Genomic DNA, 17020 nt, shown 5'->3' with positions numbered 1-17020 from the left:
CGGGCGGCGCGCCGGCTCAGCACGAGGGCTCCAGCAGCGAGGTCAGCACGCGGCGCTCGCCGGTGTAGCTGCGCCGGCCGTGCGCGACCTGGATGTTGTCGGCCAGCACGATGTCGCCGCGCTGCCAGGCGATGTCGACCGCGGCTGCGTCGAAGGCGGCGCGCACGGCGGCCAGGCTGGCGTCGTCGATCGGCTCGCCGTTGCCGAAGCAGGCGTTGCGCGGCAGGCGGTCCTCGCCGAAGGCGTCCACCAGGTCGGCGCGGGTTTCCTCGCCGAGGCTGGAGGGGTGGAACAGGTGCGCCTGGTTGAAGAAATACTCGCGGCCGCTGGCGGGATGGATCACCGTGCCCTGGCTGACCTGGCGGGTCCTCAGGCTGCCGTCCTCGAGCCATTCGTGCTCGATCTGGTTGGCTTGGCAGAAGCGCTGCAGCTCGGCGCGCTCCGAGGTCTGGAAGACCACCGTCCAGGGCAGGTCGAAACCCTCGTGGTAGACGCGGTCGTAGCGCACCCCGAGCCGGCCGAAGCGCGCCAGCAGCGCCGGGTCCAGGCGGCGCTGCACCTCCAGCATGTCGGCCAGCGGGGTGGCGCCGCCGCCGGCCGCCGGCTGCAGGCAGCAGAACGCGATCTTGTGCGGCCAGGAGCGCTGGTAGGCGTTCTCGTTGTGCAGCGGGATCTCGCGGTCGGCCGGATATTCGGTGGCGGTGTAGAGCCCGCCCGCCACGCTGGTGCGCGGCGTGGAGCGGTACAGGTAGGGCATCGGCGCGAGCCGCAGCGCCTCGACGAAGGCGCCGAAGGCGGCCGCGTCGGGCACCGCGAAGCCGCGCAGCACCACCGCGCCGCAGGCCTCGACGTGGGACAGCAACTGCTCGCGTCGCGCGGCGGCATAGTCGGCCGCCGGCAGGCCGGGCTCGCGCGACTGGATCAGGAGCGGCATCCGCGTGCCGGGGTTCAGCGCTTGTTCGATGATGTCCATGATGGCTGGCGGGAGGCGGTTCTCGGTAAGGGTTTGGCTGGGCAGGTCCGGCGCGCCTAGGCCGGCGCGCCGTCGCGCAGCAGCGCGGCCAGCTCGGTGTTCAGGTGGGCCAGCACGGCGGCCTCGGCCTGGCCCGGGTGGATGAAGAAGTGGTCGCCCTCGAACCACTGCACCTGGCAGTCGGCGCTGGTCTCGCGCTGCCAGGCGCCGAGGTGCTCCAGGTCGAGATCGACGTCGTCGCGGCCCGACAGCACGTCGATCGGCATGTCGAGCAGCGGCCCCGGCCGGTAGCTGTAGTTGGCCGCCATCGCGAAGTCGGCGCGGATCGCCGGCGCCAGCAGCGACATCAGCTCCTGGTGCTCGAGCAGCTCGGGCGGCGTGCCGTTGTACTGCGCCAGCGCCTCGATGAAGGCCTCGCCCTCGAGCTCGTGCACGTTGCGGATCGCCTTGCGGTGGCGCGGCGCGTCGCAGCCCGAGATGAACAGCTTGCGCGGCGTGCGCATCCAGCGCAGCTTGCAGTAGCGCGCCAGCTCGAAGGCCACCAGGCCGCCCAGGCTGTGGCCGTAGAACACGAAGGGCAGGCGGTCGGGGAACTGGATGCGCGCGGCGATCTGCTCGACCAGGGCCGGCAGCGAATCGATCGGCGCCTCGCGCAGCCGCGAGGCGCGCCCGGGCAACTGCACCGCGACCAGCTCGATGGCGGGATCGAGCCGGGCCTGCCAGGGCAGGTAGGTCGAGCCGCTGCCGCCGGCGTAGCTGAAGCAGAACATCCGCAGGCGGGCCTGGCCGTTCGGGCGGGACGTGAACCAGGGCGTGGTGGACATGGGCAGGGCTCCGTACTGATGAAATGACAAAAGGTGATGGCCTGGATCGAGGCGGGCCGGCATCGACCGGTTTCAACCGGCCTCGTTCTCGGCCAGGCCGGTGGCGCGGGCCGGGCTGGCGGCCTCGGGCGGCGGCACCGAAGCCGCGCGCGGCGCGCTCGCCGCGGCCGCCGGCGCGAGGCCGTCGCGCAGCTTGATCACGCGGTCGGCGCAGTCGAAATAGGCGTCGTCGTGGGTGATCACGATCACGGTCTTGCCGCGGCGCTTCAACTCGGGCAGCAGCTCGGTGTAGAACACGCGCTTGAAGGCCGGGTCCTGGTCGGCCGCCCATTCGTCGAACAGGTAGATCGGCCGGTCCTCGGTATAGGCGCTCACCAGCGCGAGCCGCTTGCGCTGCCCGGTGGACAGCTCGATGGTCGAGTAGCGGCCGTCCTCGATGCGCACCTTGTGAGCCAGGCCGAGCCGCTCCACGTAATGCGCGGCGGCCTGCGCGGCATCGGGCCGGCCGGTGTCGGGCAGGTGCTCGAACAGGTGGAAGTCCGAGAACACCGCCGAGAAGTGGCGCCGGTAGGCGGCCAGCCGCTCGCGCGTGAGCGGCACGCCGTTCAGCGCGATGCTGCCCGCGCTCGGCTCGTACAAGCCCAGCAGCAGCATCGCCAGGGTGGTCTTGCCGCTGCCGTTGCCGCCCACCAGGAACAGCACCTCGCCCTGGTCCACCTCCAGGTCGATCGGCCCGAGCGTGAAGCGGGTGTCGTCGCCGGCATCCTCGAACACGTGCTCCACGCCGCGCAGCTCGAGCCGCAGCGGGCCGTCGCGATCGAACGGGCGAAATGCGTCGTCGGGCGGCGGCAGCGCATCCAGGGTGCTGGCGATCTGCTCGATCCTGCGCAGCGAGATGTCGGCCTGGCGCAGCATCGGCAGGCCGTTGATGGTGGCGGTGACCGGCGAGATCAGGTACAGGCCGAGCAGGGCCGAGGTGGCGCGCACGGTGATCGGCAGCGGCAGCCACAGCGGCGTGACGAACACCACCACGCCGATCACCAGGTAGAACAGCAGCGCGCCGCCGTTGGCCACCCAGATGTAGTTGCGCATGCCGTCCACCGAGGCGCCGCGAAAGCGCTCCAGCCCCGGCGAGAGGATCGCGCCGATGAAGTGGCGCGCGCGCCGCTCGTTGAGCTGCAGCTCCTTGCTGCCGTCGATCAGGCCGCGGAAATGCCGGTACATCACGTCGGTCTGCTCGCGCACCACGCGCAGCTTCTCCAGCGGCACGCGCTCGGCCAGCGGATAGAGCACCATGCCGGCGGCCACGCAGGCCAGGAAGATCGCGCACAGCTGCCAGGAGATCCAGGCCAGGTAGGCCAGGCAGCCGCCGATCACGATCAGGTTGCCGAACATCATCGGCAGCAGCTGGGCGGTCTGCGAGAAGGTGTCGATGTCGCGCGTGAGGATCACGAACAGGTCCGACTTGCCCAGGCGCTGCAGCTTCTCCTGCGGCGTGTCGAGCAGGCGCTGGCTGAGCGTCACGCGCAGCCGCATCATCATCGACTGGGTCAGCCTGACCAGCGCCACCTCGGACCAGGAGCGAAACGCGAGCTGCACCGCGCACAGCCCGAAGAAGGCCAGCGCGTTGCCCAGCAGCGAGGTGCCCGGCGCGATGCTGCGGCTCGTCACGGTGGCCATGCCGGCGCTGGCCAGGCCGCCGATCAGGCTGGTCAGCGTGACCAGCACCATCAGGCGCGGCGACTGGCGGTACAGGTACATCAGCACTTTCATCGCGTGGCTCCGTGGCTCAGGTGGGACGATTCGGCGGCGGCGGCGCCGTCGGGCGCCGCGTTTTCGGCGGGCGAGGCGGGCGCGGCGAGCGCGGCACCTGCGCCGGCCGCCGCGACCACCGCCTCGGCCGGCTGGCCGGCCAGCAGCGCTTCGATCGCGGCGGCGATCGGCGCCGCGTTCTCGCCGGTCACGAACTCGTTGTGCTCGCCGGGCAGGCGCAGCACGGCGCAGGCTTGCGGCTGCCCGGTCAGGGGCAGCCAGACGCGCGGATCGACGCCCCCGGCCAGCGTGTACTCGGCCCAGAACGCATGCACCGGTGCGCGCAGCGGCGTGGGGCGGAACTGGTCGCTGTAGCGGCCCGCCACGCTGCGGTCGCGCTGGAACTTCAGCAGCCGCTGCACCAGCTCCGGGTCGAAGGACAGCGCCGCGTCCGCCTCGCGCGCCGCCGCCTCGCTCGCTGCGTCGTGCTCACCGCGCTCGCCGCGCCTGTTGCCGGCCGCCTGCAACTGCTCGCAGAACGCGTCGAGCCCCAGTCCGGCCACCGCCGCGCGCACGCCGTGCAGCGCGCCGAGCGTCTCGGCGCCGTAGCGGGCCGCGAAGTCCTCGTCCTGCTCGTCGAGCAGGCTCGACACGATATTGCGCAGCGAGAACACGTCCTCCACGCTGCCTTCGTGCTGCACCAGGGTCGAGTCGAGCATCACGATCCACTCCACCGTCTCGCCCTCGCGCTCCAGCAACTGGGCCATGTGGAACGACAGCATGCCGCCCAGCGAGTGGCCCAGCAGCCGGTAGGGCCCGCGCGGCTGCACCGAGCGGATTTCGGCCAGATAGGCCTGGCAGACCGCGTCGAGCGTGTCGGGCTCGATCGTGATGCCGGCCGAGCGCGGCGACTGGATGCCGTGGATCGGCCAGGCCGGGTCGATCAGCTCGGCCAGCTTCAGGTAGCTGAACACCTCGCCGCCGCTCGGGTGGATGAAGAACAGCGGCGCGCGCTCGCCCTTCGCGCGGATCGGCACCAGCAGGCGGCGCTTGGGACTGCGCCGCGCCATTTCCTCGCCCAGCGAGGCCACGCTCGGCGTGAGGAACAGCTGCGAGAGCGGCAGGTCGAGCTGGAAGCGCTCGGCGATGCGCGCCATCAGCTTCACGGCCGTCAGCGAATGGCCGCCGAGCGCGAAGAAGTTGTCGTGGATGTCGAGCCGCTCGATGCCCAGCACCTCGGTCCACAGCGCGTGCAGCATGCGCTCGGCGTCGTTGCGCGGGCCGCTGGGCTCGCCGTCGCGGCTCGCCGCGGCGGTGGCCGCGACGCGCAGCGGCTGCGGCAGCGCGGCGCGATCGACCTTGCCGTTGGCGTTCAGCGGCAGGCGATCGAGCGTGACGAAGTGCGCCGGGACCATGTATTCGGGCAGCCGCTCGCGCAACGCCGCGATCGCGTTCTCGTGCAGGTTCGCCGCCGCCTGCTGGACATAGGGCGTGTTGACCAGCGGCGTGTCGGGCAGCTCGGCGTAGCAGTCGCGCCAGTCGATGCGGGGCGCGCTTGCCACCGCGTCGGCACCCGCATCCGAATCGAGCGAGAACACCGCGTGGAAACCGCCGCTGTCGCCGGCCGCCGGGCTCAGTTGCAGCCGATAGCCGTGGCGGGCCGCCAGCTCGCGCAGCGCGCGATGATCGACGGCCGGCGCCTCGAAGGCGGCGCGCGGCGCATCGAGTTCGCGCTGCAGCTCGGCCGCGGTCTCGCCGGCCGAGGCGTCGCGCAGCCGCTGCATGGCCAGCACGTCGCGTTCGAGACGCGCGTCGGGCACATCGCGGATCGCCACCAGCGCCTGGTCGCGCGGGGCCAGCAGCATGTCGAGCATGGTGAGGCTGCCGATGCCGTCGAGGCCGAATTCCCAGCGCAGCCAGTGCGGGGCGAGTGCCGGCGCATTCGTCACATTCGTCGCATTCGTCGCGTTCGTCGCGCCGTTCGCATCGGCATTTTCGGCGCTTTCGGCCAGGCTCAACACCGCGTCGTAGCGGTAGCGCGTCAGTTCGTTGAGCGCATCGCCGTACTTGATCTGCAGCTCGACGCGCGCGAGCCGCGCATGGCGCGCCGCCAGCCCGTGCAGCCAGGCCGGATCGACCAGCAGCTCGGTCTCGCGGCGCTGGCTTTCGGCGCTCGCCTCGCGCACCTGGGCCAGCGGCGTGGCCGGCCCGACCTGAAACAGGCGCAGCGCGGTGTGGAAGCTTTCCATCAGCCCGGCATGGCGCAGGTCGCCCAGGAACAGGCGGCCGCCCGGCGCGAGCAGGCCCAGCGCCTGCTCGATCACCGCCTCCAGGTAGGCCGCGTCGGGGAAGTACTGCGCCACCGAGTTGATCACGACGGTGTCGAAGCGCTCGCCGTCGAATTCGGGCAGGCGATCGGCCGGCGCCTGCATCACGCGTACCTCGCAGCCTGCCGGCGGATGCGCCCGCAGGCTGCGCCGCAGCTTGCCGATCGCGTTGGCCGACAGGTCGGTGCCGATATAGGCCTCGCAATGCGGCGCGACGCGATGCAGCAGCAGGCCGGTGCCGCAGCCGATTTCCAGCACGCGGCGCGGCGCGAGCGCGAGGATGCGCGCCACCGTCAGGTCCACCCATTCGCGCATCTCGTCGGCCGGCAGCGGCCGGTTGTCGAAAGTGCTGTTCCAGCCGACGATGTCGAAGCGCTCGTCCACGGGGCTTGGGTCGCCGCCGTAGATGTCCTCGAAGGTATGTTCCCAGCGGTCCCCGGCGCTGCCCGCCGCGCTCGCGACCGGCACCAGGTAGGCGGCCAGGTAGGGCTCGCCGGGTTCATCCTCGCGCACCGTCACATGTGCGTCGGCCACCTCGGGCAGGGCCCGGATCGCCGTCTCGATCTCGCCGGTCTCGATCCGGTAGCCACGCAGCTTGACCTGCTGGTCGGCGCGGCCCGCGTATTGCAGCTTGCCGTCGGGCAACTGGCGCACCAGGTCGCCGGTGCGATACATGCGCGTGCCGGGCTCGGCGGCGAACGGATCGGGCAGGAAGCCCGCGGCGCTCAGGTCCGGGCGGTTCAGGTAGCCGCGCGCGAGACCCGCGCCCGCCACGTAAAGCTCGCCGATCGCGCCGAGCGGCACCGGGTTCAGCCGCGCGTCGAGCACGTAGACGCGCGTGTTGGGCAGCGGCCGGCCGATCGGCGGCGCCGCGTCGAGCGCGTCCTCGCCGGCCGGCTCGCAGCGGAACATCGTCGCGCATACGGTGGTTTCGGTCGGCCCGTAGGCGTTGAAGAAATCCCGTTGCGTCGCCCAGGCGCGCACCAGCGCGGCCGGGCAGGCTTCGCCGGCCACCACGATGGTGGCCAGCTTCGGCAGCGCGGCCGCATCGAGCGTGGCGAGCGCCACCGGCGGCAGCGTGGCGGTGTCGATCTCGAGCGCCCGCAGGGTGGTTTCGAGATCGCGCCCCGGCAGCAGGGCTTCGCGCGGCGCCATGCACAGCGTGGCGCCGGCCGACAGCGCCATGAAGATCTCCCAGGTCGAGGCGTCGAAGTTGAAGGAGGCGAACTGCAGCACGCGGCGCTCGGGCGTGAGCGCGAAGGCCTCGGCCTGCGCGTCGACCAGGTTGCAGAGGCCGTCGTGGTGCAGCAGCACGCCCTTGGGGCGCCCGGTCGAGCCCGAGGTGTAGATCACGTAGGCGAGGTTGCCCGGCGCCGCGCTGTCGGCCGGCTCCTCGGCCGGCTGCGCCGCGAGCTGCGCGGCCAGTTCGTCCAGGCACAGCGTGAGGTTGGCGGGCGGCAGGCGGTCGACCAGCGCGCCGCGCGTGAGCACCAGCGGGCAGCGCGAATCCTCCAGGATCCAGGCCAGGCGCTCGGCCGGGTAGTCCGGGTCGAGCGGCACGTAGGCGGCGCCGGCCTTGAGGATGCCGAGCATCGCCACGATCAGCTCCGGCGAGCGCGGCAGGCACAGGCCTACCAGGGTCTCGGCGCCCACGCCGCGCCGGCGCAGCAGATGCGCCAGGCGGTTGGCGCGCGCATCCAGTTCGCCATAGCCGAGCACGGCCTCGCCGAACTGCACGGCCGGGTGGTCGGGCAGGCGCGCGGCCTGTTGCGCGACGCGCTGGTGGATCAGGCGCGGCTCGCGGCGTGCTCGCGCGGTGTCGTTCCAGCCCTTGAGCCGCGTGTCGAGCTCGTCCGCATCCTGCATGTCGAGCGCGGCGATGCGCGCCTCGGGGTTGGCCGCGATCGCGTCGAGCAGGCGCACGAAGTGGCGCGCCATGCGCTCGATGGTGGCGTGCGCGAACAGGTCGGTGTTGTACTCGATCATGCCGGCCAGCTGCTCGCCGTCCTCGGCCACGTGCATCGACAGGTCGAACTTCGAGGTGGCCTGCTCCGCCGAGAAATACTGCAGCTTGACCTCGGGCAGCGCGAGTTCGCTTTGCGGCGTGTTCTGCAGCGTCAGGGTGGCCTGCACCAGCGGCGCGTGGCTCAGGTGACGCTCCGGGCGCACCAGCTCCACCAGCCGCTCGAACGGGATGTCCTGGTGCGCGTAGGCGTTCAGGGTGGTGGTGCGCACCCGCTCCAGCAGCGCGCCGAACGGCTCGGCCTCGTCCACCCGGCTGCGCAGCACCAGGGTGTTGACGAAGAAGCCGATCAGCGGCTCGATCTCGACGCGGTTGCGATTGGCGATGCCGGTGCCGATGCAGATGTCGGCCTGCCCCGAGTAGCGCGCCAGCAGGATCTGGAAGGCCGCCGTGACGGTCATGAACAGCGTGGTCTGGTGGCGGCGACCCAGCGCGTGCAGCCCCGCCAGGGTGGCCGGCGCCACCTCGAAGTTGACCAGGCTGCCGCGGTAGCGCTGCACCGGCGGGCGCGGGAAGTCGGTCGGCAGCCCCAGCAGCGAGGGCGGCGGATCGAGCTGGTCGAGCCAGTAGTCGACCTGGCGATCGAGGATCTCGCCGTCGAGCCACTGGCGCTGCCAGAGCGCGAAGTCGGCATATTGGATGGCCAGCTCCGGCAGCGGCGAGGGCTGGTCCTGCACGAAGGCGCCGTAGATCGCGGCGATCTCGCCCACCAGCACGCCGGTGGACCAGCCGTCCGAGGCGATGTGGTGCAGCGTGAAGAGGATCACGAACTCGTCCTCGGCCAGGCGCAGCAGGCTGACGCGGATCGGCGCGGCGGCCGACAGGTCGAACGGGCGCCGCGCTTCCTCGTCGGCCAGCCGGCGCGCGCTGTCCTCGCGCTGCTCGGGCGGCTGGGTCGACAGGTCGAGCACCGGGATCTCCAGCGGCCGCGGCGGCTCGACCACCTGCATCGGCACGCCGTCCTCGACCGTGAACCGGGTGCGCAGGATCTCGTGGCGGCGCACCACCTCCTCGATCGTGCGGCGCAGCACCGGGATGTCGAGCCGGCCGCTGAGGCGCAGCGCGGCCGGCATGTTGTAGAAGCCGCTGGCGGCATCGAACTGGTTGAGCACCCACAGCCGCTGCTGGGCGAAGGACAGCGGCGCGTGCGTGCCGCGTTCGAGCGCGCGGATCAGCGGCACCACGGTGCCGCTGCGGTCGTAGCGCGCGCCTTCCACGCGCTGCGCCAGCTCGGCCACGGTGGGCGCCTCGAACAGCGCGCGCAGCGACAGCTCCAGGCCGAAGGTCTCGCGGATCCGCGACACGATGCGGGTGGCCAGCAGCGAGTGGCCGCCCAGCTCGAAGAAGTTGCCATGGATGCCGGGCCGCTCGACCTGCAGCACGTCGCTCCAGATCTGCGCCAGCACCTGCTCGGTCGGCGTGCGCGGCGCCACCCGGTGATCGGGATCGCGCGCCCAGTCCGGCGCGGGCAGCGCGCGGCGGTCGGTCTTGCCGTTGGCGTTGAGCGGCATGCGCTCGAGCATCACGAAGTGCGCCGGCACCATGTACTCGGGCAGCATGCGCTGCAGGCTGTGGCGCACCTCGTTGCGGATCGCCACCTGGCGCTGCGCGGCGGCAGGCTGGTTGGCCAGCGCCAGCGGATCGAGCGCCTCGCGCGGGTTCAGGTAGAGCGCGCGCCAGTCCGGCTCGCGCGCGGCGTCCAGCGGCCGGCGCGACAACCAGGCGTGGAAGCAGCCGGCGCCACCGCTGCCGGCCGCGAAGGCGACCTGCAGGCCGTGCCGCCGGGCCAGCGCCAGCAGCTCGGTGCGCGCGATGCCGCGTCGCGGCCGGGCCGCGTGCCGCTCGGCGAGCTGCTGCACGGTGGCGCCGGCCGGCGCCTCGCGCAAGGCGCGGGCGACCTCGCATTCGTATTCGATGGTCGCGTCGGGGATGTCGCGCAGCGCCAGGGCCGCGCCCTGGTCGCTCTCGCCGCCCGAGGCGGCCAGCGCCGCCAGGCGCGCGTCCAGCGCGGCCAGCATGAAGTCGGCATCGGCGGTGCCCTCGGCGCGATCGCCGGCCAGCGTGTCCCAGGCCTGCCAGGCAGGCGCGTCGGCACGATCGGCCGCATCAGCCGCATCGGCTGCATCGAGCGTGAGGATCACGTCGTAGCGGAAACGGTTCAGCTCGTTGGGCGCGCCGAGCTTGGGCAGCGCGCGTACCGAGCGGATTCGCGGCTCGTGCTTCTGCAGCAGGTAGAACCAGGCCGGATCGACCAGCAACTCGTTCTCGCTCTTGACGTTCTGCGCGACGGCCGCGGCCAGCTGCGCCTGCGGCAGGGTCGGCACCGCGTGGAACAGCTCGATCGAGGCGTGGAAGGCCTCCAGCAGGCCGTGATGGCGCACGTCGCCGATGAACAGCGTGGCGGGCCCGGCGGTGAGCTCGAGCACGCCGCGGATCACCTCGCGCAGATAGGCCGCGTTCGGGAAATACTGCGCCACCGAGTTGACCACCACGGTGTCGAAGCGCGCCCCGTTCAGTGCATCGAGCGCATCGAGCCCGTCGAGCGCGTTGGCCGGGCGCGTCTCGAGCGCGATCCGGCAGCCGGGATAGGCATGACGCGCGACGCTGGCGCGCAACTGCTCGATCACGGTGGCGGAGAAGTCGGTGCCGGCATACACCGCGCAATGCGGCGCGACGCGATGCAGCAGCAGGCCGGTGCCCACGCCCAGCTCCAGCACGCGCTCGGGCCGCAGCGCGAGGATCCGCTCGGTGGTGGCGTCCACCCATTCGCGCATCTCGGCGGCCGGGATCGGCGCGTTGCGGTAGCTGTCGGTCCAGCCGACGATGTTGAAGGTGTCGTCCTCGGCCGCGCGCGGCTCGCCGTCGGCGTAGAGCTCGTCGAAGATCTCGCTCCACTGGCCGATCTGCAGGTCGAGGTGGGCCGCGTTGTCGTCGCGCGCCTCGTGGTGCGGCACCAGGTAGGCCACCAGCCGGCGGTCGCCGGGGCGGTCTTCGCGGGCCAGCACGGCGGCGTCGCGCACCGCCGGCAGCGAGGCCAGCGCGGCCTCGATCTCGCCCAGCTCGATGCGGAATCCGCGCAGCTTGATCTGCGTGTCGAGCCGCCCGAGGTATTCCAGGCTGCCGTCGGGCAGGTGGCGCGCCAGGTCGCCGGTGCGATACAGGCGCGCGCCGGGCTCGCGCGAGAACGGGTTCGGCACGAAGCGCTCGGCGGTCTCGCGAGGGCGCTTCAGGTAGCCGCGCGCGAGGCCCGCGCCGCCCAGGTAGAGCTCGCCCGCCACGCCGCGCGGCACCGGCTCGCCGCGCGCGTCGAGCAGGTAGGCGCGGGTGTTGTCGATCGGCTTGCCGATCGGGCAGAGGCCCTGCGCGTCGCGGCGCATCGGCGTGTAGGTGGAGTAGGTGGTGTCCTCGGTCGGGCCGTACAGGTTCAGCACGCGCTCGACATGCGCGCGGCGGTACAGCGCCTGCACCAGCGGGTTCTGCAGCGCCTCGCCGGCCAGGTTGATCACCTTCACGCTGGCGGGGATCGCGTCCTGGCGGTCCAGCTCGGCGATCGCCGAGGGCACCGTGTTGATCAGCGTGACCGGGTAGCGGGCCGGCTCGGCGGCCAGCGCGAGGATGTCCTCGACCAGCCAGACCGAGCCGCCGCAGGACAGCGGCGCGAAGATCTCGAAGATCGACAGGTCGAAGCACACCGAGGTGGAGGCCAGCACGCGTTCCAGCTCGGCGGGCTCGAAGGCGCGCAGCGCCCAGGCCACGAAGGCGGCGCTGCTCGAATGGCGGATCGCGGTGCCCTTGGGGCGGCCGGTCGAGCCCGAGGTGTAGATCACGTGCGAGAGGTGCTCGCCCTGCGCGAGCGGATGCGGATCGTGGGTGCCGAAGGCTGCCAACTGGTCCTGCTCGGCGTCGAGCAGGAAGCTCGGGATGCCCTGGAAGGCCGGGTTGGCGGCCAGCGCCTGCTGGGTCAGCAGCAACGCCGGCTGAGCGTCGGCCAGCATCAGCGCCAGGCGCTCCTGCGGATAGGCCGGGTCGAGCGGCAGGTAGGTGCCGCCCGCCTTGAGGATCGCCAGCAGCCCCACCAGGGTATCGGCCGAGCGCCGCGTGCAGAGGCCCACCAGCGTGTCGGGGCCGACCTGGCGCGCGCGCAGCCAGTGCGCGAGCCGGTTGGCGCGCGCGTTGAGCTCGCCATAGGGCAGCCGTGTCTCGCCGCAGGCCAGCGCGAGCGCCTCGGGCGTGCGCCGCGCCTGCGCCTCGAAGGCCGCGTGCAGCAGCGGCGCGCCGTCGCCGGCGGGCGCGTCGGTGGCGTTGAAGTCCTCCAGGATGGCGCGGCGCTCGGCCTCGCCGAGCATCGGCAGGTCGTCCACCGCGCCTTGCGGGTCGGCGGCGATCGCGCCCAGCAGTTGGCGCAGATGCTCGGCCATGCGCTCGATGGTCGCCGCGTCGAACAGGTCGGTGTTGTACTCGAGCAGGCCGGTGAGCGTGCCGCTGTCCTCGCTGAAGTACAGCGACAGGTCGAACTTCGCGATCGGGTTGCCGCCGTCGAGCGGGCGCGCCTCCAGGCCCGGCAGGTAGAGATCGCCGATCGGCGCGTTCTGCAGCACGATCAGCACCTGCACCAGCGGCGCATAGCTGGTCTGGCGCTCCGGCTTGAGGATCTCCACCAGGCTCTCGAAGGGCAGGTCCTGGTGCGTGTAGGCGTCCAGCGTGGTGTCGCGCACCTGGGCGAGCCAGTCGACGAAGCGCGGATTGCCCTCGATGCGGTTGCGCAGCACCAGCGTGTTGACGAAGAAGCCGATCAGGTTCTCGGTATGCGCGTGGCGGCGGTTGGCGATCGGCGTGCCCACGCAGAGGTCGGCCTGGCCGCTATGGCGCGCCAGCAGCAGCTTGAAGGCGGCCGTCAGCGTCATGAACAGGGTGGCGCCCGCGGCATTGCCGATCGCGCGCAGCCGGCTCGCCACGTGGGCCGAGACCGTGAAATCGACGCTCGCGCCGTGATGGCGCTGCAGCGCCGGGCGCGGCCGGTCGGTGGGCAGCGGCAGCAGCGGCGGCGCGCCGGCCAGCTGGCGGGTCCAGTAGGCGGTCTGCTTGGCCAGGCGCTCGCCGCTCAGCCAGTCGCGCTGCCAGCGCGCGAAATCGGCGTACTGCACCGGCAGCGCGGCCAGTGGCGAGGGCTCGCGGCGCAGCCTCGCACCGTACAGCGCGCTCAGCTCGCGCACGAACACGCCCAGCGACCAGCCGTCGGCGACGATGTGGTGCAGCGTGAAGGCCAGCACGTGCTCGCGCTCGGCCAGGCGCAGCAGCGTGATGCGCAGCAGCGGGCCGCGCGCCAGGTCGAAGGGCGCGCCGGCGTCGGCGGCCACCACCGCCAGCGCGCGCGCCTCGCGTTCGGCGGCCGGCAGCGCGGCCAGGTCGATGACGGGCAGGTCCAGCGCGCGATGCGCGTCGATGCGCTGGCAGGGCGCGCCCTCGACGGTCTCGAAGCGCGTGCGCAGCACCTCGTGGCGTTCCACGATCGCGTCTATCGCGCCGCGCAGCGCCTCCAGATCGAGCACGCCGCTCAGGCGCAGCGCGCTCGGGATGTTGTAGAACGCGTGCTCGGGCTCGAACTGGTCGATGAACCACAGCCGCTGCTGCGCGAAGGACAGCGGCAGGGCCGCGTCGCGCGGTGCCGGCGGGATCGCGAAATCGTGCTCGGCGTGCTCGGCGCCCTGGGCCGCGTTGGCCGCATGCGCGCCGACGATGCGCGGCGCGAAGCCGGCGATGGTCGGCGCCTCGAACAGCTCGCGCAGCGGCAGCTCGACGCCGAAGCGGGCGCGCACGCGAGACATCAACTGGGTGGCCAGCAGCGAGTGGCCGCCGAGCGCGAAGAAGTTGTCGTCGATGCCGAACGCGTCGGTGCCGAGCACCTCGCGCCACAGGCCCGCCAGCGCCGATTCGGTGGCGGTGCGCGGCGCCACGCGCGCGGCCTCGGCGCCGGCCATCTCGTCCTCGGGCAGCGCGCGGCGCTCGAGCTTGCCGTTGGCGCCGAGCGGCAGCCGCTCGAGCAGGATCACGCGGGCCGGCACCAGGTAGGCCGGCAGCGCGCGCAGCAGCGCGGCGCGCAGCGCCTCGGCGTCGAGCCGCCCGGCGAACGCCGCGGTCGGCGCCACGTAGGCCGCCAGGTAGGCACCGCTGTTGTTGCCTTGCTGATCCGACTGCGCGCCGCGCACCACCACGGCGGCCTGGCCCACGCCCTCGAGGCGCAGCAGCGCGGCCTCGATCTCGCCCGGTTCGATGCGCACGCCGCGCAGCTTGAGCTGGCCGTCGGCGCGGCCCAGGTAGTCGAGCGTGCCGTCGTGGCGGTAGCGAGCCAGGTCGCCGCTGCGATAGAGCCGCGCGCCCGGGCGCGGCCCGAACGGATCGGGCAGGAAGCGCTCGGCGGTGAGACCGGGGCGGCCCAGGTAGCCGCGCGCGATGCCGGCGCCGCCCAGGTACAGCTCGCCGGCCACGCCCGGCGGCACCGGGCGCAGCGCCTCGTCGAGCAGGTAGACGCGCACGTTGTCGATCGGGCGGCCGATCGGCACCGCGCCGGCCTCGCCGCGCAGTTCGTGGACGGTCGCCCAGATGGTGGCCTCGGTCGGCCCGTATTCGTTGTAGAGCTTGGCGGCCGGCGCGTGCAACTGGGTCAGCCGCACCGCCGAGGGCGGGCAGGGCTCGCCGCCGACGATGATCTGGCGCAGCCCGCGCATCGCCTCGTGGTCGAGCAGGCGCAGCAGGTCGGTGTAGAGCGAGGCGGTGCAGATCAGCGTGTCGACGCGGTGGCGCGCGAGCAGCGCGGCGATCGCGTCGACGTCGCGCGCCCGTGCCTCGGGCGGCACCACCAGGGTGCCGCCCGAGAGCAGGGTGCCGAGGATGCCGGCCAGCGAGCTGTCGAACGAGATCGACAGCGTCAGCAGGTGGCGCGCGAAGGGCGCGTAGCGCGCCAGGCGCGCCGCGCAGGAGGCGGCCAGGTTGCCGTGCGTGACGGCCACGCCCTTGGGCGTGCCGGTCGAGCCCGAGGTGTAGATCAGGTAGGCGAGATGGTCGTCGCCCACGCGCGCGGGCGGGTCGAGATCGTCGCCGTCGCGGGGCCCGCCCGCCTCGGGGTGCTCCGGGTCGAACAGCGGTAGCGCGAGGGCGGGCGCGGGCAGGCGCTCGCGCAGCGCGGCCGGCGCGACCAGCAGGGCCGGGCCGCTGTCGGCCAGCATCTGCGCGAGGCGCGCCGGCGGGAAGGCGGGATCGAGCGGCAGGTAGGCCGCGCCCGCCTTGAGGATGCCGAGCAGGCCCACCAGCATCGAGGGCGAGCGCTCGGCCAGCAGCCCGACGCGCAGGTCCGGCCCCGCGCCGGCGCGGATCAGCGCATGGGCGAGCCGGTTGGCGCGGCGGTTCAGCTCGGCGTAGTCGAGCACCTGCTCGCCGTCGCCCTTGCCGTCGTCGAAGATCACGGCGGGCTGCGCGGGCTGCCGCGCCGCCTGCCGCGCGAAGGCTTCCTGCACGGTGCGCCAGGCCGGCGGCGGCGCGTCGGTGTCGTTCCACTCGACCAGCACCTGGTGACGGGCCGCCTCGTCGAGCAGCGGCAGTTCGCCCACGCGCGTGGCGGGATCGGCGGCGATCGCCTCCAGCAGGCGCGTGAAGCGCGCGGCCAGCCGCTCGACGGTGGCCGCGGCGAACAGGTCGAGGTCGTATTCGAATTCGCCGACCAGGCGCTCGCCCGTGTCGGTCAGCTTGAGCGTGAGATCGAAGCGCGCCACCGTGCGGCGCGCCGCCATCGGCTGCAGCTCCAGGCCCGGCAGGCGCAGGTCCTCGTTGGGCAGGTTCTGCAGCACCAGCATGGTCTGCGCGAGCGGCGCGTGGTTCGCGTGGCGCTCGGGCTGCAGGGTCTCCACCAGGGTTTCGAAGGGCACGTCCTGGTTGGCGAAGGCGTCCAGCGCGGTGGCGCGCACGCGCGCGAGCAGGTCCAGGAAGCGCTCGGCCGGATCGACGCGGGTGCGCATCACCAGGGTGTTCACGAAGCAGCCGATCAGCGGCTCCAGCTCGGGGCGCGTGCGGTTGGCCACCGGCGTGCCGATGCAGAGGTCGTCCTGCCCGGTATGGCGCGCCAGCAGCACCGCGTAGGCGGCCTCCAGGGTCATGAAGAGGGTGGCGCCCAGGTGCTGGCTCAGCGCATGCAGGCTGGCGCGCAGCGCGGGCGGCAGCGCGAAGCCGTGCGCCGCGCCCTGGTGGCGCGGCACCGGCGGGCGCGGGAAGTCGGTGGGCAGCGCCAGCAGCGGCGGCGAGCCGGCCAGTTGCTCGCGCCAATAGCCGATCTGCCGCTGCAGCGCGCCGCCGTCGAGCCACCGGCGCTGCCAGTGCGCGAAGTCGGCGTACTGGATCGCCAGCGGCGGCAGCGGCGAGGGGCGGCCTTCCAGGAAGGCGGCGTAGAGCAGCCCGACCTCGCGGATCAGCACGCCGAACGACCAGCCGTCCGAGACGATGTGGTGCAGCGTGAACAGCAGCACGTGCTCCTGCTCGGCCAGGCGCAGCAGGGTGGCGCGGATCAGCGGGCCGCTGGTCAGGTCGAAGGGGCGCGCGGCCTCGTCCTCGATCATCTGCCGCACGCGCGCCTCGCGCTCGGCCGGCGGCAGCTCGCCCAGGTCCACCAGCGGCAGCGCCAGCGAGAGTTCGGGCAGCACGCGCTGGGCCGGCTTGCCGTCGAGGTTGTCGAACACGGTGCGCAGCGCCTCGTGGCGGCGCACCACCTCGTCGAGGGTGCGCCGCAGCGCGTCGCGATCGAGCCGGCCGCTCAGGCGCACCGCGTCGGCCAGCAGGTAGGTGGCGCTGTCGTGCTGGAGCTGGTCGAGGAACCACAGTCGCTGCTGCGCGAACGACAGGGCCTGGGGGCCCTCGCGCTCGGCCGCGCCGCGCGGCCGGATCGCGTTGGCGTCGCTGGCGCCGGGCGCGTCGCGCCGCAGCAGGTCGAGCAGCAGGGCCTTCTTCGCACGGATCTCGGCCACGAAGGCGGGCGTGAGCCGCTCGGTCCGGCCGCTCAGCACCAGCTCCCCGTCGGCGGCCGCGAGGCGGATGCCGAGCTCGCGCAGGCCGGCCAGAATCTCAATCGTTTCCATGT

4 protein-coding genes are annotated in these 17020 nt (G+C 72.9%); all 4 read right to left on the bottom strand.

Annotation, left to right across the window (positions count from 1 at the left end; all coding sequences use genetic code 11):
- Window positions 1-16 precede the first annotated feature (16 nt).
- The 4 genes from BM43_RS34025 to BM43_RS37735 all read right to left on the bottom strand — a co-directional run bounded on the left by BM43_RS34025 (window position 17) and on the right by BM43_RS37735 (window position 17018).
- Entirely contained in the window at window positions 17-973 is a 957-nt protein-coding gene (locus BM43_RS34025) for a TauD/TfdA family dioxygenase (RefSeq protein ID WP_052409214.1), read from the bottom strand.
- Between the two features lie 56 nt (window positions 974-1029).
- The gene (locus BM43_RS34020) at window positions 1030-1797 is read right to left on the bottom strand and encodes a thioesterase II family protein (RefSeq protein ID WP_036051419.1); all 768 of its coding nucleotides are present in this window, start codon (window positions 1795-1797) and stop codon (window positions 1030-1032) included.
- A gap of 72 nt (window positions 1798-1869) precedes the next feature.
- Window positions 1870-3570 (bottom strand): cyclic peptide export ABC transporter, encoded by a 1701-nt coding sequence (locus BM43_RS34015; protein WP_042285751.1) that lies wholly within the window; start codon window positions 3568-3570, stop codon window positions 1870-1872.
- On the bottom strand, window positions 3567-17018 hold the full coding sequence (locus tag BM43_RS37735; protein ID WP_042285749.1) for a non-ribosomal peptide synthetase: 13452 nt from the start codon (window positions 17016-17018) through the stop codon (window positions 3567-3569). The genes BM43_RS34015 and BM43_RS37735 overlap by 4 nt, the downstream gene beginning before the upstream one ends.
- Between the last annotated feature and the right edge of the window lie 2 nt (window positions 17019-17020).

The sequence above is a fragment of the Burkholderia gladioli genome (genome assembly GCF_000959725.1).
In the GTDB taxonomy this organism is placed as follows: Bacteria; Pseudomonadota; Gammaproteobacteria; order Burkholderiales; family Burkholderiaceae; genus Burkholderia; species Burkholderia gladioli.
Note: the sequence above shows the minus strand (reverse complement) of the source record. Positions and strands in the feature narration are given on the sequence as shown.